Here is a 21122-nt window from a genome sequence, read left to right on the forward strand (position 1 = left end):
GTACAGGCCGACTCACGGTGCACCCGCGGCATCGAGAAGAGCGAGGGTATGGCACGCCACCATCTGCTCCTCATCGGTCGGGATCACATAGACCGGCACAGTGCTCGCTGGCGCACTGATGCGCGGGCCGTGGATCACGTTGCGACCGGCATCCAACTTAACGCCCATCCAGAAGCAACGCTGGCAGATCATCGCGCGGATCATGGCCGCGTTTTCCCCAACGCCAGCGGTGAAGACGATGCCGTCCAGCCGCCCCATGGATGACGCCAGCGCCGCGAAGGCTTGCGCCGTATGATAGGCGAAGTATTCGAGTGCCATGACGGCGGCGGGCAGGGGGCTGGCCAACAGATCGCGCACGTCACCGCTAAGGCCCGACAGGCCTCGAAGCCCGCTATCGTGGTAGAGCAGGTGCTCGACTTCCCATTCGGCCATGCCCTGCCGCGCAAGGTAGAGGACCACCCCGGGATCGAGCTGGCCCGGACGGGTCCCCATCGGCAGCCCATCCAGCGTGCTGAACCCCATGGTGCTGTCGACGCTACGACCGCCAACCATGGCGCAGGCCGATGCTCCCGAACCAAGATGCGCCACGATGACGCGCCCTTTTGCAATCTCTGGCGCGACTGCCGGCAGGCGGGACGCGATGAACTCATAGGACAGTCCATGGAAGCCGTAGCGTCGGACACCTTTCTGGTACAACGATTCCGGAATGGCGAAACGTCGAGCCAGCTCAGGCATGGAGGCATGGAATGCGGTGTCAAAGCAGGCCACCTGCGGCAACTGCGGGACACGAGAGCGGATCGAGCGGATGGGCGCCAGGTTATGCGGTTGATGTAGCGGAGCTAGTTGAACGAGGGCCTCGAGGCGTGTGAGCACCGCCTCATCGATCAGCACCGGCTTGGTGAATTCGCTGCCACCATGCACGATCCTGTGGCCCACAGCGGATGGCGGCCCGCCGAGATGGGTGGCAAGCCAACGACCCAGAACGGCCTGAGCTGCCTCGCCCGTCGCTGCCTGATCCGGCTGCAACGTCAGGTCGGCCAATGACGCATCCTTCTCGTCCCAGGCGAGCAAGCGTGGGTGCTCCGTTCCAATGCCCTCCAGCCGCCCCTTGAGGCGGCGGAGCAAGGCGGCGGCTGGCCCCACCTCGAAAAGCTGGAACTTGATGCTCGAACTGCCGGCATTCACCACCAGGATGGTGCGGGTCATGCCAGTGGCTCGGCCTGAAGAAGCAGATGCTCGGCATAGAGCGCGGCAACGGCGCAGGAAGCAAGGCGGGCCCGTTCGTTGTCGGCGCGACTGGTCAGAATGATTGGAACGCGCGCCCCGAGGACGATGCCCGCCGCATCGGCGCGGGAAAGAAAGCTGAGATTCTTGGCCAGCATATTGCCCGCCTCGAGATCTGGCACCACCAGCACCTGGGCCCGGCCGGCGACGTCCGAGACAATGCCCTTGATGCGGGCTGCGGCCGGGCTGATGGCATTGTCTAGCGCCAGCGGTCCGTCGAGGATGCCGCCGACGATCTGCCCGCGGTCGGCCATCTTGCACAGCGCTGCCGCGTCCAACGTGCTGGGGATCTTGGGGTTTATGGTCTCCACGGCCGAGAGCAGGGCGACGCGCGGGGCCCCCAGGCCCAGCCCTCGGTGCAGGTCGATCGCATTGCGGATGATGTCCGCCTTGGTTGCCAGGTCAGGGAGGATATTGATGGCGGCATCGGTGATGAAGAGCGGCTCCGGATAGGTCGGGACGTCCATGATGAAGACGTGGCTGATGCGCCGTTCGGTGCGTAATCCACCCTCCCGTGCGACGACAGCTGACATAAGCTCGTCCGTGTGCAGGCTGCCCTTCATCAGCAACTCAGCCTGACCATCTCTAACCACTTCGACGGCGCGCGCGGCCGAGGCATGGCTATGGGGCGTGTCCACGATCTCCAGTTCGCCCAGGTCCAGCCCGGCCTCTGCCGCCACGGCCCGCATGCGTGCCGTGGGCCCGACCAGGATCGGCAGGATCAGGCCTTGCTTCCAGGCCTCGAGGGCGCCGCTGAGGGCGGCTGCGTCGCAAGGATGGGCGACGGCGCAGGGGACCCTGCGCTGGCCGGCGCAGCGGGCGATCAGGCGGTCGTAATTAGAATGACGATGCAGCACCGCCTCGGGCAGATCGCCGGGCGAGATCCAGAGCTTCTCGGCGGGTGCGATGACCTCGGCCACGCCGTCAAATACCAATTCGTCCCGCTGATTGGTGCCGCGGCAATCCAGCCAGATGCGGCTATCGGCCTCCCGCTTCTCCTTGACGGTCACCGAGACAGTCAAGCCGTCCCCCGTCTGAACAGGCCTTTCAAAGCGCAACGCCTGCCCGGCATAGATCGTCCCGGCACCGGGCAGATGCGTTCCCAACAGGGTGGAGATCAGAGAAGCCCCCAGCATGCTGTGCGCCGTCGGCAAGGGCCCTCCCTCGGCCCGGTGCGGCGCCGCTAGGTGCGTTGAATTGGCGTCACCGGTCAGCGCGGCGAAAAGCTGAATATCCTGCTGAGCGATGACACGGGTCAGGCTGGAACTGTCACCGACTTCTATCTCGGCGAAGGTCCGGTTGGGGACGACGTCTGTGGTCATGCGGTACCCCCGCTGCCTTTCCGACCCGACGGGCGGGATGGTGCGACTTTCGCCGGCGGCGCAGGGGCGGGCGGCATGGCAGGCGGGCTAAATGCCACCGGCACCGAAGGCTCGGCGGATGGGGCGGGACCAGAAGGCATGGAAGAACCAGATGGAGCACCTGGTGTGGCGGTTGCGGCAGGGACGGACGGCGCTGCAGCCGTGTCGGATACAGCAGCTCCGGTCAGTTCGGGCAGAGCGGCCGCGCTCGAGGCCTTGCGAAACAGATCCTCAATCTGGCGCAACCGCGCTTTCCCTCCTGAGCTCAGGCCTCCGCTTGCCTCCGCGATCGCCGCCAAGCCGGATAGCCCGGCCTCAATCTCCGAGACGCTGGCCTCATGCAACAAACCAGGCAGAGCCTTCAGCGCAGCGCCTTCGTCCAGCATGACCAGGAACAATTGCCGGCGTAGAGCCTCCTTGAAGGGCTGCAGCGCCAGGTTCTTGCCGTGCACATCATGCAGGCGACGCAGCATATTGAAGGTCCGTTCATCGGCCAGGTTTTCCCTGAATCCGACAAAGACCAAGGCGCGCAGTAAGGCTTCAAAGAGCCCCCCTTCGGCGACAGCATTCCGTAGCTCGGTCACCTGACGGGCAACGAAAGCGCGTCTTTCCGGATCCTGGCTAGGGCGCCGACGCACCGGCGCTTCAGGAGTGCCGAGGCCGAGGAGCGCCTGCAATACGGAATTGCCGAAGACGCTGAGGAAAGTCAGCTCAACGATGTTGTCGCGGGCATCCCGCCACTGATCCAGTAGCGTCTCGATTTGATCTGAAACCTTTTGTTCCAAAGCAAGGAAGGGATTGTCAGGCGATGCTGGTCGCCGGCCGTCCCGTACATGGGCTGCAATCTCCGGCAGACCGGCGAACAGTGGATTGGCGTCAGAGAGAAGCTGATGCTTCAGTCGAAGCGGGTGCATCAAGCGGATCGTCTCGGCCGCTTCTTCTGTCATCACCGCCCGTAGCCAGGGCTGCATCAGGTTGCGATACAGGGTGAGGTTGATCTCGGAAAGCCTGGAGACCGCGGCGAAGCTGCGATCGTCGCGCTGGCTGGGTTGGACGATCGCAATGAGGTCCTCCATGTCTCGCGCCGCGAAGCGAAGAAGATAAGGGCTGCTTTGCGGCTTGGACTCAGGATGGTCGACGATTTCCGCTTCATAGAGGCCGGGCGGCAGCACGTCGATGAAATCGATATTGGAGGCGAATTCCTCGTGCTCCTTCCGCGCGACCTTGCCGGAGACGAAAATTCCGAGATGGCCAATGCTGTCATGCTGCGCATAGACGATCGTCTGCCCATGGGCACGAATATCATCAACGCTCTCGTAGAGATCCAGAATCCAGCCGAGCGCCTGCGGCGGCGGGCTGATATTATCACCCTTGGAGCAGAAGACGATGATGGGGGAACGGATGTTGCGCAGGTCTATCCGCAAGCCGTCCTGCGTCACCAGCTCCGCTGTGGCCAGCCGGTTGCCGACAAAGAGATTATCGGTGATGTACTGGATTTCAGGCTCGTTCAGCAGAACGTAGCCGCCCCAGTATTTTTCGAATTCAAGGAACCGAGGCGGTTCGGTGTCTACCTTGCTGTAGACATTGTACTGCTTGGTCCATAGCGTGTTAGCGGGATTCAGGTTCTCGAAATTCTGCACCAGCCAGGCGCCATCGAACAGGCCGTTGCCGATGTCGCTCGCCCACGCGGTCAGCCAGGTTCCACCCAGCATGCCGCCCGAATAGCGCATCACGTTGCGGCCCCGCTCGCCTGCCCAGAAGGATACGGGCGTCCCTGCGACCAGAAGCGGACCAAAGTTTTCGGCATGCGTCGCGGCCGCCATCAACAGCTGCCATCCCGCCTGGCAGTTGCCAATCACGACTGGTAGCCCTTCGGCTTCAGGATGAAGGCCGACAACATGCGATACGAAGGCTATTTCCGCCCGCATGACGTCTTCGACCGTTTGCCCAGGCTCCGGGCGTGGCAGGAAGCCGACGAAGTAGCAGGGATGACCCGCCTTCAGCGCGACACCAATCTCGCTATCAGCCTTGAAGCCGCCGATGCCGGGCCCATGCCCGGCGCGAGGATCGATGATGATGAAAGGTCGCTTGCGCCTGTCGATCTTGATGCCCTCGGCCGGCACAATGCGGGAGAGCATATAATTGACCGGCCGTGGCAAGCTATTGCCATCCAGCACCACCTGCGCCGAGAAGTGCAGCACATTGGGTGCCTTCTCAGCCATGTGCTCGTGGTACTGATTGCCACGCTGACGCAACACGTCGAGAAATAGGATCTGCCGCTGCCAGGCATCCATCGCGTATTCGGCAGCCAACTGCCACAGCGTCCAGGGGGCGTCCCAGTGAATGGCGTGGAGATTGGCAGAACTTTTCATGAGATGCCTCGCATGTGCGGGATCCATGCCGCAAGCGAGCAGCATGGCGGGCGCGACCGGAGGTCGCGCCCTATGCCGGGAACTTACTTGCCGGTCGTTGTCGATGCCTTGTTGGCCACTTCTGCCAGCAAAGACGCATTCGCTTCCTGCAGCTTCTCAGAGAGTTGGAGGAGATTGCGGGCATTCAGCGTCGCGCCCTGGAGAAAGGCGCCCATGACCTCCGTTTGAGCCGCAAGGAACTGACCGGGCTCCCTGGCGCTGGCCAGCTTCTGCACGGCCGTGCCGAACCGGCCCTGCACTTCGGCGAGGATCTCTATCTCGCGCTTGGCGGCGTCAGCGACGATGGACTGCGACTGTTGGGTGGCATGCCATAGCGGCTGCAGGCGCGGCGCAATGGCATCCCAGGACAGGTTTGGCATGCCGTCAATTTTGGGCGGAAAGGAAGCAGACATGGAGTGATCCTTCGATGATGGAGTGATTTGGGGGAAATGGAAGGCCAGCGGGTCAGCGGCAGCTCTGGTTGAAGAGGTGGCTCGCAGTTCGCGGGCACCATGAGGAGCGTGCGGCCTGACACTCACGATCTCTTAGTCCGCCTAACCGGTTTGTAAAGCCTTTCGAGTTTGAGCAGTAAGTCTAACATTAGAATCAGGAAAAATGCTGCTGTGAACAGCAACATCACGCGATTCGTTGTGGTGATGGACTGCTACTCTTCTCTCGCCATTAAGCTGCAATGCCATGCTTTCTGTTCTCCCTACCGCCCGATGGCGAGCCACGGATGGCTGGTCAACTGAGATACTGCCCTCCATTGACCGTGAGCGTTGAGCCGGTGATGAAGCCTGCCTGCTCGGAAGCCAGGAATTGCACGCAACGAGCGATTTCCTCCGGCTCGCCAAGGCGACCCACGGGGATCTGCGAGAGGATCGACTTCTCGAGAACATCCTTTGGCATAGCCCGCACCATGTCTGTGGCTGTGTAGCCGGGACAGATGGCATTGACCGTGATGCCTTTCTTGGCACTCTCCTGTGCCAATGCCTTGGTGAATCCGATGTCCCCGGCTTTGGCGGCGGAGTAGTTGGCCTGCCCGATCTGACCCTTCTGCCCGTTGATCGAGGAGATATTGATGATGCGACCGAAGCCGCGGCTCCGCATTCCCTCGAGCACTGGCCGGGTCATGTTAAAAAGCGAGTTCAGGTTGGTATTGATGACGGCCTGCCACTGTTCGAGCGTCATCCTGTGCAGCATGCTGTCACGCGTGATGCCCGCATTGTTCACCAGGATGTCGACAGGGCCGAGCTCCTCGGTTACACGAATCAGGCCAGCGGCGCAGGCCTCAAAATTCGAGACATCCCACTTGTAAACGGCAATTCCGGTCGCTTGCTGGAAAGCCGACGCCGCATCATCATTGCCAGCATAGACAGCCGCCACCCGATAGTCGTCTGCATGAAGGGCCTTCGAGATCGCGGCACCGATACCGCGTGTTCCCCCCGTGACGACCGCCACTTTCGACATGATCTTCTCTTCTCCCGTCAGGCTTGAAAAGGCTCAGGCGTCTTCACTGTATTGGGGAACTCTGCGACGCCCGCAACGACCCGGCGCTCTCAACGCTCTACGGTAAGCGCGATGCCCATCCCTCCGCCGATGCACAGCGTCGCCAGGCCTTTCTTGCCATCGCGTCGGATCAGCTCGTGAAGCAGGGTTACCAGGATGCGCGCCCCGGAGGCACCGATCGGATGACCGATTGCGATGGCGCCGCCGTTGACATTGACCTTGGCCGGATCCCAGCCGAGTTCCTTGCTCACCGCGCAGGCCTGCGCCGCAAAGGCCTCGTTGGCCTCGATCAGATCGAGATCGCCGATGCTCCAGCCAGCTTTCTGCAACGCCCGGCGTGACGCGGGAATGGGCCCTGTGCCCATCAGGGCGGGATTAACACCGGCGGTCGCCCAGGAGGCGATGCGGGCGAGGGGGGTCAAGCCCCGCCTGTTGGCTTCCGCGGCGCTCATGAGCACCAGGGCCGCGGCGCCGTCATTGATGCCCGAGGCATTGCCGGCGGTGACGCTACCGTCCTTGGCGAAGGCCGGGCGAAGCTTGGTTACGGCGTCCAGCGTCGTACCAGCACGGATGTATTCGTCACGATCGACAATGGTATCACCCTTCCGTGTCGATACCGTGAAGGGGATAATCTCCCCTTTGAACCGTCCCTCCCGCTGCGCCGCCTCCGCCTTGTTCTGCGAGGCAACGGCGAAGGCATCCTGGTCTTCGCGGGAGATCTGATACTTCCGGGCGACGTTCTCGGCGGTGGTTCCCATGTGATAGCCAAGGAACGCTTCCCAGAGACCGTCCTTGATCATGGTATCGACGAAGGGGACGTCACCCATTTTAGCGCCGGCCCGGAGATGGGCCGCGTGAGGGGACAGGGACATGGATTCCTGACCGCCGGCCACCATGACAGCGGCGTCTTCGCTGGCGATCTGCTGCGCCGCCACGGCGACGGCGCGCAGGCCCGAGCCGCAGACCTGATTCAGGCCCCAGGCGGTGGTCTCCTGTGGCAGGCCAGCGCCGATCGCCGCCTGACGCGCCGGGTTCTGGCCCTGAGCCGCCGTCAGCACCTGCCCCAGGATGACTTCATCGACCTCCCGCGGCTCGACCTTCGCCTGCTGGAGGGCAGCCTTGATCACGGCTGCACCCAGCTGATGGGCTGGGGTCGCGCCAAAGGCGCCGTTGAAGGAGCCAACCGCCGTGCGGGTGGCGGCGACAATCACGATGTCATTCTTCATCAGTTCGCCCAGCCCCCATCGCTGACCAAGGAGATCCGCAGAACTCCGGACCACATTTCTAAGAGTTAATGCCTTTTTGGTCCGCCGCCTTGATCTATGTCAACAACCGTTGTTTCGCGGACATTCAGATGATTCGGCGTCGTCTTCCGGCCGGATGGCCGCCACGACAGCCGAAATCGCGATACCAGAGCTTGGCCGAAACGGAACAGTGCCGCTGTGCGTCCCGGTCAGCCTAAGAGGCCGCCCGTCCGGCGCAGGATGTCGCTTCTCCTGACTCGCGCCGCCTCTGCCTGGGCGATGGCGCTACAAGGGGCTCCGGGCAAAGACCGAGTTGTCCGGCGTGATCTTCGACAAGTGTGCCGCTCCGGTGAGGCAAAGCTCCCACGAGTTTTGCATGAAAGTGCTCTGAAGCTGGAAGACATCCGCGAGATCCTTGCAGTTCGCGAGTCCATCCAGAAACTCAGCCTGGGTTCGCAAGCCCGACGCGAGGAATTTCAGGAACTCGCCCGAAAACCTGCTGGACGCATCGGTCAGCGGCTTCGCCCAATCCGGGCAGGCCGGGAACGCCGTCGCTTCCGGCGGTGCAAGTAGCAGCCGGGCTTCGCGTGGATCCGTCGACATGACAAAATAATCCCTTGCATGGTCAGGCATGAGCATTATCAGCTCGCCAGCCAAGCTGGCCCTGATCTATATCAACCACGGTTGACACTAAGCAACGCTATACTGAAGGTTAAGCATGAGCAATGGGTCCGAGGGGTGAAATGCCCCTGAAACTGGATATCGAGAACCGCGGGCAGGATACACGCCGCCGCATCCTGGAAGCTGCGATGCTCCGCTTCGCTCAGCACACTTATGAGGAGACCAAGCTCCGTGACATAGCGGCCGATGTTGGCGTCGATGTCGCACTGGTCCACCGCAGCTTTGGCTCGAAGGAGAAGCTCTTCGCAGAGGTGGTGAATATCGCTGTCCAGCCGCAACGCCTGTTCGCGGGCGAACGCAATGAGCTGACAGCGCGTCTAACCGCCAGAATTATGGAGCCCAGCCTGGACCAGGCCCTCCGGGTCATCGATCCCCTGGATATTTTCGTTCGAAATCTGCTCAGTCCCGAGGCGATACCACTTCTCCGCGAAGCCCTTGTCAGAGATGTCATCACGCCGCTCGTTCCGAAGCTTGATGACCTGGCACCCCAGCGTGCTGCGCTGCTGGCAGCCTGCCTTGTCGGCATCAGCATTTTCCGCCATGTGCTGCGGACCGAGCCCCTCCAAGGTGAGGTCGATGATGATCTCGAGATGCTGATCGCGAACATCATTGATGTGAGTATAGGCAACTCACCTGCCGTTCCTCCGCCGCCCTCTCCGAAGGCCAGTAAGCCTGGGTCCTCCAGTAAGGTGCGGGGATCCAGTCGTGGGCGGTCATCTTGACGGACGGAGCAATCTTGCTCGTCGGGATCGACGCGCACCAGGATTGGTAAACTTCTCGGGCATCGCCCGCGCCTGTAGCCACACCCGCCTTGCAGCACCACACCCAGGGGGGATCGATGCCTACTGTTGCCATGTCCTGCTCCTGGCCCTGATGCTGGCCGGCTGTTCCTCTCAAGGCGCTCAGGTCGCGCGCGAGGCGCGGCAAAGTTTGGTCGGCATGAAAGCGGTGGACCTGCAGGCCTGTGCCGGCATCCCCAAGCGGACCCTGAAGCTCGAGGACGGATCGGAATTACTGTCCTACGAGCAGGCCAACGCCAATGTCGGCGGCTTCGACATGACGCTTCCCCTGGTTGGTGGGTTCAAGGTCGCCGGCAGCGGTTCCTATTGTCACGCCATCTTCCGCATCGCCCAAGGCCGGGTCATTGGCCTGAACTATACGGGTGATAATGATGATCTGGCTGGGCGGGATGGCGTTTGTGCGCCCATCGTGCGGGGCTGTCTGCGCTCTCCCGAGCCAGCAGTCGTGCCGCCGCCCCCACTGCCGCCCTCGTCTCAGGTGGTGGTGCAGCCTGGTGTGCTCCAGCCCGACGTACTGCGCGCCCTTACCCAGCCCCACCTACCGGGGCCTTGATATTGCAGCCCTTCGTCATGCCGTCCTGCTTTGGTCGGACTTCAAAATGCTGGGACCTCAATCCATGGAGAAAACGTCAGCATGGAAAGTATCAGCGTCTCGTTGATTCTTCTGGTCGCCGTCGTCTTGAGCGGAACTCTCGCGAGGCTGTCGCCCATAGCCCTTCCTTTGCCACTGGTCCAAATTGCGCTGGGCGCCGTTATCGCATCCGTCGCCGATCTCGGTGTGCAGCTGGAACCCCACATTTTCTTCCTGCTGTTCCTGCCGCCGCTCCTCTTTCTCGATGGCTGGCGCATTCCCAAGGAAGGGCTGTTCCGCGACAAGGCAACGATCCTCGAGCTGGCCCTCGGCCTGGTTGTCTTCACGGTCGTCGGCCTCGGCCTGTTCATCAACTGGATGATCCCGTCGATGCCGCTGGCGGTGGCCTTCGCACTGGCGGCCATCGTCTCGCCAACGGATCCGATCGCGGTATCCGCCATCGCTGCCCGCGTGCCGATCCCGAAGCGGCTGATGCATATCCTCGAGGGGGAATCGTTGCTCAACGATGCCTCGGGGCTGGTCTGCATGCAGTTTGCCGTAGCGGCTGCGCTCACGGGCATCTTCTCGATGACAGAGGCCTTCGGCACCTTCCTGTGGGTCGCTCTCGGCGGCATCGCTCTCGGCGCCGCCGTGACCTGGGTCGTGATGAAGGCGAAGGACTTTGTCTCCCGCCGTCTAGGCGAGGAGACCGGTTCCCAGATCCTTATCAGTCTGCTGATCCCCTTCGGCGCTTACCTCCTGGCCGAGCACCTCCACTGCTCCGGCATTCTTGCCGCCGTGGCAGCGGGTATCACCATGAGTTATGCGGAACAGAGCGGTCAGGCACTCGCTGTCACACGCGTGCGCCGCAGCGCAGTCTGGGACACGGTGCAGTTCACCCTGAATGGCATCATCTTTGTCCTGCTCGGCGAGCAGCTACCAAGCATTGTGGTCGGCGCGGCGGAAGTCGTGCGTACGACCGGCCACCACGATCCTGTCTGGCTGATTGTCTATGTCATTGCGATCAACGCGGCTCTGGCGGCGCTGCGTTTCCTTTGGGTCTGGCTGTCGCTGCGCTTCACGTTGTTTCGTGCGTCCAGGAAAGGGACACAAGTGCCGAAGCCCAGCTGGCGCCTGGTCGTCGCCACCTCACTGGCAGGCGTCCGAGGCGCCATTACCTTGGCAGGTGTATTGACGCTTCCTCTTCTCATGAACGATGGCTCTCCCTTCCCGGCGCGCGACCTGGCGATCTTTCTGGCCGCCGGGGTGATCATCGTCTCGCTGGCCACCGCCAGCATCGGCCTGCCTATTCTTCTCACAGGCCTCGAATTGCCGCCTGAGCCTTCCCATCAGCAAGAGGAAGATAGTGCCCGCATCGCCGCGGCCCATGCTGCGATCAAGGCCATCGAAGGGATGCAGCATGACTTGTCACAGGGCCGTAGCGATGCGGATCTCATCACAGACGCCGCCGCCCGGCTGATGGAGCTTTACCGGCAACGCATTGACGGCCGCGCCATGACCGGTGAAGCCGCGGCCCAGGTCAGAAGGCTGGAGGAGATCGATCACCGGCTTCGGTTGGAGGCCATGCGGGCCGAGCGTGAGGAACTCTATCGTCTCGGTCGTTCCCGCCAGATCCACGATGATCTTGTCCGTAGGCTTGTCCGTGAGATTGATCTTGTCGAGGCCCGCGTCGGAATGCGTTAGCGGATCGCATCACAGGAGATAGTATAGGGGGTAGCCACGCAAGTTGAGGCTCTGTCAGGACTGGTCCATTCGGCGGCGGCTTCAAGGCGGAGGATACCGAGGAAGGATTGGGTGTTCATAGATGGTCGCAAAATATTGCGTTTATAGTAAATGCTCCGTGATCGAATAATATCTTGATCACTATGAGCTATTCGAAGCGTCGTACTCATACGGCCAGCTGATTTGGTTGACTCGTGAGGGCTATCGGGCTCGGGCTGGAGGTGATTCGCTGGGCTCTGCATCTGACAGACGGAGTGTCCGGCATGGCGATAGCGATCGAGATAACCCGTATGGAGCTGGATGCGACCGGGCTGCGCCAGGCAGCCCGGCGCACGAAGGATGCTGCGGCCTCGCGGCGGATACTGGCGCTTGCGTTGGTGCTGGAGGGTGCCTCGCGCACGGAGGCGGCAGAGCTGCGGGGATGGAGCGGCAGACGCTGCGGGACTGGGTGCACCGCTACAATGACGAAGGCCTCGCCGGGCTATCGGATCGGCCAGGCGATGTCGGCCCCAGGCGGCGGCTGTCGCCCGAGCAGGAAAGCGCGGTTGCCGAATGGGTGCGCCCGGGGGCCGGATCTGGCGCAGCACGGCGTGGTGCGCTGGCGCAGGGCGGATCTGGCACACGAGATCCAGGCCCGCTTCGGCGTGGTGCTGGCCGAGCGGACCATCAGCACCCTGCTGCATCGGCTGGGCTTTCGCCGCCTGGTCGCGCGCCCCCGCCATCCTGGCCGTGACGCCGCGGCGCAGGCGTCTTTCAGCAGGCGTTCCCCGCCCTCATAGAGGCCCGGCTGCCAGAGCGGGCCCGCGGCAAGCCGCTGGAACTCTGGTGGCAGGACGAGGCCCGCATCGGCCAGCAAGGCACGCTGACCCGGCTCTGGGCCCCACGCGGTTCCAGGCCCGTGGCCCCGCGAGACCAGCGCTATTCCTGGGCCTATCTGTTCGGCGCCATCTGTCCGGCCCGCGGCATCGGCGCGGGCCTGGTACTGCCCTTGGCCAATACCGCCATGATGAACCTGCATCTGGCCGAGATCAGCGCCAATGTCGCCCCCGGGGCGCATGCCGTGCTGACCATCGATGGTGCGGGATGGCATCGCCCGGGCGGCAGGCTGCGCGTGCCGGACAACATCATCCTCCTGCACCTGCCGCCCTACAGTCCGGAACTCAACCCCGTCGAGACCGTCTGGGCCTATCTGCGCAGCAACAAGCTCAGCAATCGTGTCTTCGACAGCTACGACGCCATCGTCGAGGCCTGCTCCGATGCCTGGAACTGGCTTACACAACAGCCTCAACGCATCACAAGCATCGGAACTCGCGCTTGGGCACAGGTCACTCGATGAAACCGGGCGTATCAGTCACCTTTCTCCGCGCCCCGCGACCTCGTGGTCTTGATGATAGCGGGCTTGCTGACCGGCTGGGCTCAGCCGACCAATGCCCGTTCATATTCGGCACGGAAGGTCTTCAGTGAGGATGCCAGTACCGTGGCCGCTCCATCCACAAGCCCGCAGCGTCCGCTACCAGGCAACAATTGGGTCAGATTTTCCAGCGCCTTGAGGTCTCCAGGCCGGCCGGCGCCGGCCTCGATCCGCTCCAGGATGCGCGACACCTGATGCGTGCCGATCTTGCAGGGTGGGCATTGGCCGCAGGAATTATTGGCGAAGAAAGCGACATATTCCGCCGTCTTGCGCAGGATGCTGGTGCCTTCCCCCACCACGATCATCGCGCCGGTGCCGAGGCGGGAGCCGCGTGCCCGCAGGCTGTCGAAATCCATTGGCACGTCAAGGTCCGCAGCCGTCAACAGCGTATTGGAGGGGCCGCCGGTGAACACCGCCTTGAAGGCCTTGTCCCCCAGCATGCCGCCGCCATGCTCGAAGACCAGGGTGCGGAGAGAGGTGCCCATGGGCAGTTCGTGCAGCCCAGGACGCAGCACGTCGCCCGACAGCGAGAACAGCTTGGCGCCCGGCGCGCCCCCCAGGCCGAGCGCGCGGTACCATGCCGGCCCATGGCGCAGGATCTGCCCAGCATACGTCAAGGTCTCGACATTGTTCAGCAGGGTCGGTGCGCCATGCACTCCCTGCTCCGCCGGAAATGGCGGCTTGAGCGAGGGGAAGGGGAAGCCGCCCATGATGCTGGCGATGGCAGCTGTTTCCTCTCCGCCGATATACAGGCCCGACCCGGTGACGACGACAAGGTGGAGCGCCTCCCCGATGGTGGCCCCCAGCCGTGCGAGCAGCGGGTGGGCCTCCCACTGCGCTACCGCCTTCCGCAGCACCGCCACTGTGGCGCCCTCGCGCGGGTTGACGTAGAGGACAATATTGGCGGCGCCTACCGCCAGGGCCGCCACCAGAGCGCCCTCGATCACCTGGTGCGGTGTGCGGGAGAGCAGGAAGCGATCCTTGAAAGTGCCTGGCTCATCCTCATTGCCGTTGCACACTACCCATTTGCCGAGGCCGGGCGGCTGCGCCGCCACGGCCGTCCATTTTCGGTGCGTCGGGAACCCGGCGCCGCCCAGACCGCGCAGGCCCGATGCCTCGATAGCCGGTATGATGCTGGGGGGATCGGCCAGGGCGCGCTCCAGGCCGCCGCCGCCGCCCACCGCCGTCCAGGCGGCCAGGTCGGCGCCCACGCAGTTGCGGTCTTCGGTCAGCACTTTCATGCAGCTCTCCCCCGGTCCGTGACCGCGTTAAAATTGCCATAGGGGGGGAATAACAGCGGCGCCTTGCGCGACAGCGGCAGGTCCTGCGCGATCAGGGAGCGGCGCCAAGCAGCCAGGTGAGTCAGGCCGACATTGCGCGGCCGCTCCCCCCGCGCATCGGCGGCGGCGTTACGGCCGGCGCGGCGGCCAAACGCCACCAGCTCCAGTAGCGCATTACCCATCATGCGATTGCGACCATGCAGCCCGCCCGTCACCTCCCCGGCGCAGAGCAGGCCGGGGATGCCGCTGCGCCCCTCCGGGTCAATCAGCACGCCGCCATTCTGGTAGTGCAGGGTCGGGCGGATCAGGAAGGGTTCGGCCGCCGCGTCGAGCCCGGCGCGGCGCGCGAGATGGGTCAGCGTGACCAGGCTTTTGCCCAGGATGCCGGGCTTCGTTTGCTCCAGCCCGGGCGTATCGAGAAACACCCCGGCATAGCCGTCGCGCACGATGCCGCGCCCCTCGACGATCTCGCGCAGGATGGCGGCGGCCACCACGTCGCGCGTGTTCAGCTCGTCCACGAAGCGCGCGCCCAGGCCATTCACAAGCGCGGCGCCAGAGGAGCGGGCAGATTCGCTGACCAGTTGCCCCTCCAGATAGGGCGGCCAGGCGATGCCGGTCGGGTGATACTGGAAGCTGTCTATCTCGCGCAGCGTGGCGCCGAGCCGGTAGGCTAGCACCAGCCCGTCCGCCGTGGCGCCATAATGGTTGGATGTCGGGAAGCCGGCGATGTGCAGCCGGCCGGCACCGCCCGTGGCCAACACCGTGGCGCCGGCGCGCGCCAGCACTGTGCGGCCCCGCGCCAAATCGTGCAGCGCGGCGCCGGCGCAGCGGCCGCGATCGTCGGTCAGCAGCTCCAGCGCCGGATGGCGGTCTAGCAGCGTGATGCCGGGGGCCAGCAGCGTTGCCTCGCGCAGCGCCCGCATCATCTCGAGGCCCGTGAAGTCGCGGTAGGACAGCAGCCGCGCCGCTGTGGCGCCGCCGGGCTTCTTGCGTAGCAGCGTACCGCCCATGCGGTCGCTGCCCTCGGCCAGATCGAAGCCCATGCCTTCCTGGATCAGCCAGCGGATCACCGCCGGCCCGTCCGAGATCAGCGCCGCCACCAGCGCCTTGTCGGCCGCGAACTGGCCGGCGCGCAGAGTGTCCTCGAAATGCCGCTGCAGGCTGTCGTCCGGGCCCACCGCGGCCTGGATCCCGCCCTCCGCCATCACCGTGTTACTGTCGCCCAGCCGCAGCTTGGTGGCCAATGCCACCCGCGCCCCGGCGCGCGCCGCCGTCAGCGCCGCTACGCAGCCGGCGCCGCCGCCGCCAATCACCAGCACATCGGTGTCCAGGGTCGGCGCGCCGGCGATGTCAACATCTTCGACCAGTGCATCCGCGTGCAACAGCGCGGCCAACTCGGCCCGGCAGGGCTGCCCGGCGCTGGCGCCCACGCGCAGCGGCACCGTGGCATCGGGCTGCTGGTCCGGGTGGAATCCGCGCAGCAAATCGGGCACTGGCAGGTCCAGCGCCTGCGGCAGGGCGGGCATCCGGGCGCGCCAGGCGGCCAGCGCCTCGGGGTAGGGAATGCCGGCAGTCATAGCCGCACCGGTGGGTTGGCGCCGGGGGCGTCGGGATCGACCGGCTGACGCCCTTCCTCGATCTCGCGCAGGCGCATAATCAGGTCGACGGGGCGCAAGGTCAGCGCGGCGTTCATGCGGCGCACGAACTGGCCGAGATGCGCCGGATCGATGTGCTCCGGGCAGGCGGCGACGCAGAGGTTGCAGAGTACGCAGTGATCGAACAGTTCGGCCGCTGCGAAGGCGTGGCCCCCGGCGGCCAGGTTGACCATGCGTTGCACCTCGATGCCCTTGGGGCAGGCGCGATCGCAGCCGCCGCAGTGGCGGCAGTGCTTGGCCTCTGGGAAGACGGCGTCGATCTGGTCCAGTGCGGTCCAGCTATCGGTCAGCGTGCGCAGGTCGTAAGCATGGGGGCGGTCGGCCGGGAAGTGGTCGACGAAGGCGACCTGCATCCCCTCCTCCACCTGCGTCTCGCAGGCCAGTGCCGTGCCGGCCAGCCTCTCGCCGGTACGGCGCACCAACACGCGGCAGGCGCCGCAGACGCCCTGGCCCATGCAGCCTACATTCTCGGTCAAGGGCAAGCCGGCAGCGCTCCAAGCCTGCAGCAGGGAAAGCCCGGCCGTGGCTGCGATAGCATGACCATCGAAGATGAAGCTCACCTCCGCCGCGCTGCCGGTGCCATTCTCTTTCACAGCGGCCCCCCTCCAAAATCACCTTGTTGCCGGCCCGGCTAGGCTTCGACTGTGCGGGCCGCTTGATCGCCGATGCCGGATCGGCTTACCAGAAGCCCAGCAGCTTCCACCACAAGCTGCCCAGCACTGCGAAAATCAGCAACTCACCGACGCACATCACGAAACCGACCCGCCACCAATTGCCGAGCGTCACATAGCCGCTGCCAAAGATGATAGGCGAAGTGCCGGTGGCATAATGGGTCAGGGTCATCATGATGGTCGAACCGGCCACCATCATCAGAAGAAAGGGCACATGGTATTCTGGCGGCACCAGTTGCACGCCCACCGTGAGGAAGGCGAGCATCATCGCACTGATATGCGCTGTGGTGCTAGCGAAGAGGTAGTGTGAAAACACGAACAGGGCGACGAGCAGCGCGGCCGCCGCCTGCCAGCCCATCCCCGCGGCAAGAATGCCGCTCTTGAGGGCATCGGAAAACCAGGCGATCACGCCGATCTTATTTAATTGCTCCGCCATCATCACCAGCGCACCGAACCAGACCAGCGTATCCCAGGCGCTCTTCTCCGAAAGCACGTCGTCCCAGTTGATGGTGCCGGTGATAATGAGCGCGAAGAGGCCGACGAAGGCCACGGCGGTCGGGTCTAAAATAAAGGCGGGTCCGAACAGCATCGCCGGGATATTGGCCCACAGCATCAGCAGCAGCGCAAAGGTGCCGATCATTACCTTCTCCTTGCCGCTCAGCGGTCCCATCTGCCGCAGTTCGTCGCGCGCATACTGCACCGCATGCGGGGTAGCCCTCACCTCGGGCGGCGACAAGACGGCGATCGCCAACGGCATGAGCAGAAGGCAAACAAGACCAGGGAGGACCATGCACAGAGCCCAGGTCGTCCAGGACAGGTGGAAACTCCCGTTGGTCACCCTCGCCACATAATCTACCACCAGTGGGTTGGGCGCGGTGGCAGTCACGAACATGCCAGATGTGATCGTATTGGCATGCATGTTCACCAGCGCGAGGTAGCTTCCGATCTTGCGCTCTGTCCCCTTGGCAGGATCCGAATCGAAGGCGGTAGCGATCGACTTCATGATCGGATGCACGATGCCACCACCGCGCGCCGTGTTGCTGGGAGTGAACGGCGCGAGCACCAGTTCGCAGACCGCGAGACCATAGCCGATCCCGATCGTGCGGCGGCCGAGCAGCGAGATGAAGATGAGGCCGATCCGGTTGCCGAGCCCGGTCTTCTTGAGGCCGCGCGAGATCAGGATGGCCACCACGATCAGCCAGATCAGCGGGCTGGAGAAGCTGGCCAGTGCATCGGCCACTGCCCCCTTCGAGGAAGTGGAGGTCACCTGCGACAGTGAGACGATCACGATCGCCATCATCGCCATGACGCCGATTGGCATCACCTTGAGGATGATGGCGACGATCGTGGTGAGGAAGATGGCTACCAGGCCCCAGGCCTTGGGTGTCAGGCCGTCTGGCACCGGTAGCAACAGCAGCGCGACGAGGACGAGCGTCGTGATAATAGCCGGTTTAAGCCGGAACGGTACGACCTGGTCGAAATAATGCAGTATCGCCCTTATACGCTCGTACATCGCGGTTCCCTATCAATTTACAGACGGCCGGAAGAGGCCCCGGTTACAGTCTCTCGACGGCTTCCTACCTCGGGAGTAGGGCCGCTGCATGAAGCAGGTCCACCTTTAAGGGTTCCACAGTAGGGACCAGCGCCACGATGGCCCGGGCATCTCAATCAGGCCCCATCCTGCTGCTCAGCAAGCGAGGCGGGGCAGCCGCTCAAGCACGAGGCGCAGTATAACCTCTTCAGGACAATCGTTCGGCGGCTGCAGCCTCACGTGGGTCCTCAGCGCGACGACGCCGCTGGCCGACTTCACCAAGCACAGCAGGAGCAGTCCACACCTCCAACTGCTTCGCAAGGTGCGATAAGGAAGTGGCAATCTCACGAACCTTCTCCGAAGATGGCGTGGCTCCGATTGAAGCCCACGCTACCAAGTGGATCTGTCGCCGCTGGCGATCATTCAGGCGACAGTGCCTGGCCGGCCAGCACGAAGGGGCTGGAAAGGGCTGTTCCGACAGCCCTAAACACGAACGCCCCGGCCTGCCGCAGCCCGGTTCCGGGTGAGACAGTTCCGGTCGCCGCCATCTTGGCGTAAGCCCCGGCAAAGCTGACATACCGGTCGTGGTTGAAGCTGTCCGACGCTTCCAGGCCAGAAATATCGATAATGTTGAGGTTAGCGGTGCGGGCCGCCTCCTGCACCTCGGGTTCGTCGACGTTGAGCCGACCCAGCCTTTGGCGCGCGCCAGCAAGGCGGCTGGAGACGGACAGGGCCCGGTCGTCACGGGACACCAGCACGGTCATCGGCGGGGAGAGGGGCCCGATAATGCTCATCTGGGTGCGGAACACTTCAATATCGATATCGGGCGAGGCCAGCGCGACCTGCAATCGCTTAAGGACGTCGTCACGGCCCGTCAGGCGCAACTGGCGGAGTGCCTCAACTGTCAGCCAACCCCCCATGCTGTGACCGACCAGGGTAATCTGGCCGCCGCCGCAGAGCTGGGTCAGCCTGAACAGGAAATCAGCAAGATAGTCACGGGAATACATCGCTGAATCGCGGTCCGCGACATAGCCAAGGGTCGATGCGTCTGATGGCCAGGCAAAGAGAACGGAGATCGTCCTGGGATCCGTATCCGCGGTCATCTGCACAACCCGGAACAAGGCCTCAGGAAAGTTAGTATTGTAGCCATGAACAAAGACGGCGGTGCTCGCCCCGGTCTCGCCGCATCGGCGACCCGCGAGCGCGGCCTCAAAGGAGGGGCGCGTCAGCACAGTGTCGCGGATCGGCGTGAAACTCGTCGCCGGATCGGCGGGCGTGCGCGGCCACTCGATGCGTCCGGGCTTGTGCGTCGGCGGAACCGAGACAGTGTAATCGGCGAAGTTCAGCTCGCGCGCCCGACGATTGGTGAAGCTGTTCTGATCGGGAGCCTGTCGCTCCCGGGTGGTGGCGACATAGACCGTAATGGCGTCTACTGAGGTCGGCGTAGTTGCAGAGGGGGCCAGGACCTCCATTCCTGGCCGGGCTGCGCAGCCTATCAGAAGAAGGAGCAGGAGAACGGCCGGGAGCCTTCCCCATGTGCCCGTCGTGCCGCGGAGGTGATCGTCCATAGAGGCCTTACTTTGCCGTCCTGAGAGCGAGGCCAAAACTGGCATAGGCGAAGCCTTGGATGAGAAGATCGACGGCCAGGAACAAGCCGACGACCCAAAGGCTGTTCACGGGCCAGCCGGTCGCAATGAGCACGCCCGTCAGCATCGTCAGGACGCCGCTGACAATGAACCAGATCTTCTCACGGTCGGCGCTGCTGCCAAGGCCAGCCCAGAGGCGGCCCACGCCCGCCACGAGAAGGGCGAGGGCGACGAACAGGGTAATGACCGTGGAGGCCAGGAGCGGGTTCACGATGACCAGGAGACCGGCGGCGGCATAGAGCAGCCCGGAGACCAGCCAGACCCAGAAGCGGCTGGAGTTCCTGCTACGAATTGCCAGTACGATATGCGCAATTCCCGCCGCCAGCATGAGCATGCCGAGCACGAAGATCGTGGCCAGGGTCGTCACAAAGAGATTGGCAAAGGCCACCAGGCCGAGCAGTACCAGCCCGAGACCGAAGGCCAGAAACCAAATCCAGTTCGACTGGATCCGCCCCATGGCGCCTTCGAGGCTGTTCAAGTCGATATCCCGGGCCATGCCGGTGTCCTTCCATTGTCGATCGGTGATGAGCATCTTTGGTCAGGCCGTGGTGTGGAAACCATTGTCGGCGAAGATGACGGAGCCGGAGAGCGGCGCGCCGGCGCTACTCGCCAGGAAGGCCGCGATCCGGCCGATTTCATCGATGCTGACAAGCTGACCGGCAGGAGTGCGGTCACGGACTTTGTCCAAAAGGGCGTCGAAGCGATCGATGCCTGAAGCCGCCCGCGTTTTGACCGCGCCGGCAGAGATGGCATGCGCGTGAATGCCCTGGCTGGCGAGGTCCGCGGCGATGTAGCGGACGCTTGCCTCCAGCGCTGCCTTGACCGGCCCCATGAGGTTGTAGTTTTCGACGACGCGGTCTGCGCCGTAAAAGCTCACCGTCATCAGGGAGCCGCCCTCGCTCATCAGCGGCGCGGCGAGCCGCGCCATGCGGATGAAGGAATGGCAGGACACGTCCATGGCCAGGGCAAAGCCCTCAGCGGAACAATGGACCACACCGGTCTGCAGATCCTCGCGGGGCGCGAAGGCGATGGAATGCAGCAGGAAGTCCAGCCTCGGCCATTCCCGCTGCACAGCATCGAAGACGCTTTCGAGCTGGCCGGGCACGCGGACATCGCAGGGCAGCAGGAGGGAGGCCCCCAAGGCCTCTGCGACAGGCTGCACGAAGGGCTTCGCCTTCTCGTTCAGGTAGGTGACTGCAAGCTCGGCCCCGGCCTGCCGAAAGGCCGCGGCGCACCCGGCCGCGATGCTGTGCTTATTGGCGATGCCAACCACCAGGCCGCGCTTGCCACTCAGATCAACAATAGAGGTCATGCTCATGCCGGG

At 63.9% G+C, this 21122-nt stretch carries 17 protein-coding genes and 1 pseudogene; 4 read left to right on the forward strand and 14 right to left on the reverse strand.

The window, feature by feature from the left end:
- Positions 1–12 precede the first annotated feature (12 nt).
- From ACF3NH_RS20610 to ACF3NH_RS20640, 7 genes are all read right to left on the reverse strand, one after another.
- Positions 13–1206 (reverse strand): acetate/propionate family kinase, encoded by a 1194-nt coding sequence (locus tag ACF3NH_RS20610; RefSeq protein ID WP_422925602.1) that lies wholly within the window; start codon positions 1204–1206, stop codon positions 13–15.
- The gene (locus tag ACF3NH_RS20615) at positions 1203–2606 is read right to left on the reverse strand and encodes a bifunctional enoyl-CoA hydratase/phosphate acetyltransferase (protein ID WP_422925604.1); all 1404 of its coding nucleotides are present in this window, start codon (positions 2604–2606) and stop codon (positions 1203–1205) included. The genes ACF3NH_RS20610 and ACF3NH_RS20615 overlap by 4 nt, the downstream gene beginning before the upstream one ends.
- Complete coding sequence (locus tag ACF3NH_RS20620; protein WP_422925606.1) at positions 2603–5062, reverse strand: DUF3141 domain-containing protein; 2460 nt, start codon at positions 5060–5062, stop codon at positions 2603–2605. Before ACF3NH_RS20620 ends, ACF3NH_RS20615 begins: the two co-directional genes overlap by 4 nt.
- Positions 5063–5100: 38 nt before the next feature.
- Positions 5101–5469, reverse strand: a complete 369-nt coding sequence (locus ACF3NH_RS20625) for a phasin family protein (RefSeq protein ID WP_187777964.1) — start codon at positions 5467–5469, stop codon at positions 5101–5103.
- Between the two features lie 331 nt (positions 5470–5800).
- Positions 5801–6526, reverse strand: a complete 726-nt coding sequence (gene phbB / locus ACF3NH_RS20630; protein WP_422925608.1) for a beta-ketoacyl-ACP reductase — start codon at positions 6524–6526, stop codon at positions 5801–5803.
- Between the two features lie 89 nt (positions 6527–6615).
- Complete coding sequence (locus ACF3NH_RS20635) at positions 6616–7791, reverse strand: acetyl-CoA C-acetyltransferase (protein WP_422925610.1); 1176 nt, start codon at positions 7789–7791, stop codon at positions 6616–6618.
- A gap of 303 nt (positions 7792–8094) precedes the next feature.
- Complete coding sequence (locus ACF3NH_RS20640) at positions 8095–8412, reverse strand: phasin family protein (RefSeq protein ID WP_422925612.1); 318 nt, start codon at positions 8410–8412, stop codon at positions 8095–8097.
- Between the two features lie 140 nt (positions 8413–8552).
- Here ACF3NH_RS20640 and ACF3NH_RS20645 point away from each other — a divergent pair, with 140 nt between their 5' ends.
- The 4 genes and pseudogenes from ACF3NH_RS20645 to ACF3NH_RS20660 all read left to right on the forward strand — a co-directional run bounded on the left by ACF3NH_RS20645 (position 8553) and on the right by ACF3NH_RS20660 (position 12940).
- Positions 8553–9212, forward strand: coding sequence for a TetR/AcrR family transcriptional regulator (locus tag ACF3NH_RS20645; RefSeq protein WP_422925614.1), 660 nt, complete (start codon positions 8553–8555; stop codon positions 9210–9212).
- Positions 9213–9363: 151 nt separating this feature from the next.
- Entirely contained in the window at positions 9364–9843 is a 480-nt protein-coding gene (locus tag ACF3NH_RS20650; RefSeq protein WP_422925616.1) for a hypothetical protein, read from the forward strand.
- An 81-nt stretch (positions 9844–9924) separates the two neighbouring features.
- Positions 9925–11565 (forward strand): Na+/H+ antiporter, encoded by a 1641-nt coding sequence (locus ACF3NH_RS20655; RefSeq protein WP_422925618.1) that lies wholly within the window; start codon positions 9925–9927, stop codon positions 11563–11565.
- A gap of 302 nt (positions 11566–11867) precedes the next feature.
- Positions 11868–12940: pseudogene (locus ACF3NH_RS20660) on the forward strand (IS630 family transposase).
- Between the two features lie 80 nt (positions 12941–13020).
- On the opposite strand, the gene ACF3NH_RS20665 reads toward ACF3NH_RS20660, so the two are convergent.
- The 7 genes from ACF3NH_RS20665 to fabI all read right to left on the reverse strand — a co-directional run bounded on the left by ACF3NH_RS20665 (position 13021) and on the right by fabI (position 21116).
- Positions 13021–14256, reverse strand: coding sequence for a complex I 51 kDa subunit family protein (locus ACF3NH_RS20665; RefSeq protein ID WP_422925620.1), 1236 nt, complete (start codon positions 14254–14256; stop codon positions 13021–13023).
- On the reverse strand, positions 14253–15872 hold the full coding sequence (locus ACF3NH_RS20670) for an FAD-binding protein (RefSeq protein ID WP_187777956.1): 1620 nt from the start codon (positions 15870–15872) through the stop codon (positions 14253–14255). The genes ACF3NH_RS20665 and ACF3NH_RS20670 overlap by 4 nt, the downstream gene beginning before the upstream one ends.
- Positions 15869–16543 carry a 2Fe-2S iron-sulfur cluster-binding protein gene (locus ACF3NH_RS20675; protein ID WP_422925622.1) on the reverse strand — a complete coding sequence of 225 codons (675 nt, stop codon included), beginning with the start codon at positions 16541–16543 and terminating at the stop codon, positions 15869–15871. The genes ACF3NH_RS20670 and ACF3NH_RS20675 overlap by 4 nt, the downstream gene beginning before the upstream one ends.
- 85 nt (positions 16544–16628) lie before the next feature.
- The gene (locus tag ACF3NH_RS20680) at positions 16629–18134 is read right to left on the reverse strand and encodes a DASS family sodium-coupled anion symporter (protein ID WP_422925624.1); all 1506 of its coding nucleotides are present in this window, start codon (positions 18132–18134) and stop codon (positions 16629–16631) included.
- A gap of 437 nt (positions 18135–18571) precedes the next feature.
- Positions 18572–19624: an alpha/beta hydrolase gene (locus ACF3NH_RS20685; protein ID WP_422925626.1), complete on the reverse strand. Its 1053-nt coding sequence runs from the start codon at positions 19622–19624 to the stop codon at positions 18572–18574.
- 103 nt (positions 19625–19727) lie between these two features.
- Positions 19728–20330, reverse strand: coding sequence for an HdeD family acid-resistance protein (locus ACF3NH_RS20690; RefSeq protein ID WP_422925628.1), 603 nt, complete (start codon positions 20328–20330; stop codon positions 19728–19730).
- 6 nt (positions 20331–20336) lie between these two features.
- A complete protein-coding gene (fabI, locus tag ACF3NH_RS20695) occupies positions 20337–21116 on the reverse strand; it encodes an enoyl-ACP reductase FabI (protein WP_422925630.1) in 780 nt (259 codons plus the stop codon).
- Between the last annotated feature and the right edge of the window lie 6 nt (positions 21117–21122).

It is taken from the genome of Pseudoroseomonas sp. WGS1072 (assembly GCF_049340465.1).
In the GTDB taxonomy this organism is placed as follows: Bacteria; Pseudomonadota; Alphaproteobacteria; order Acetobacterales; family Acetobacteraceae; genus Pseudoroseomonas.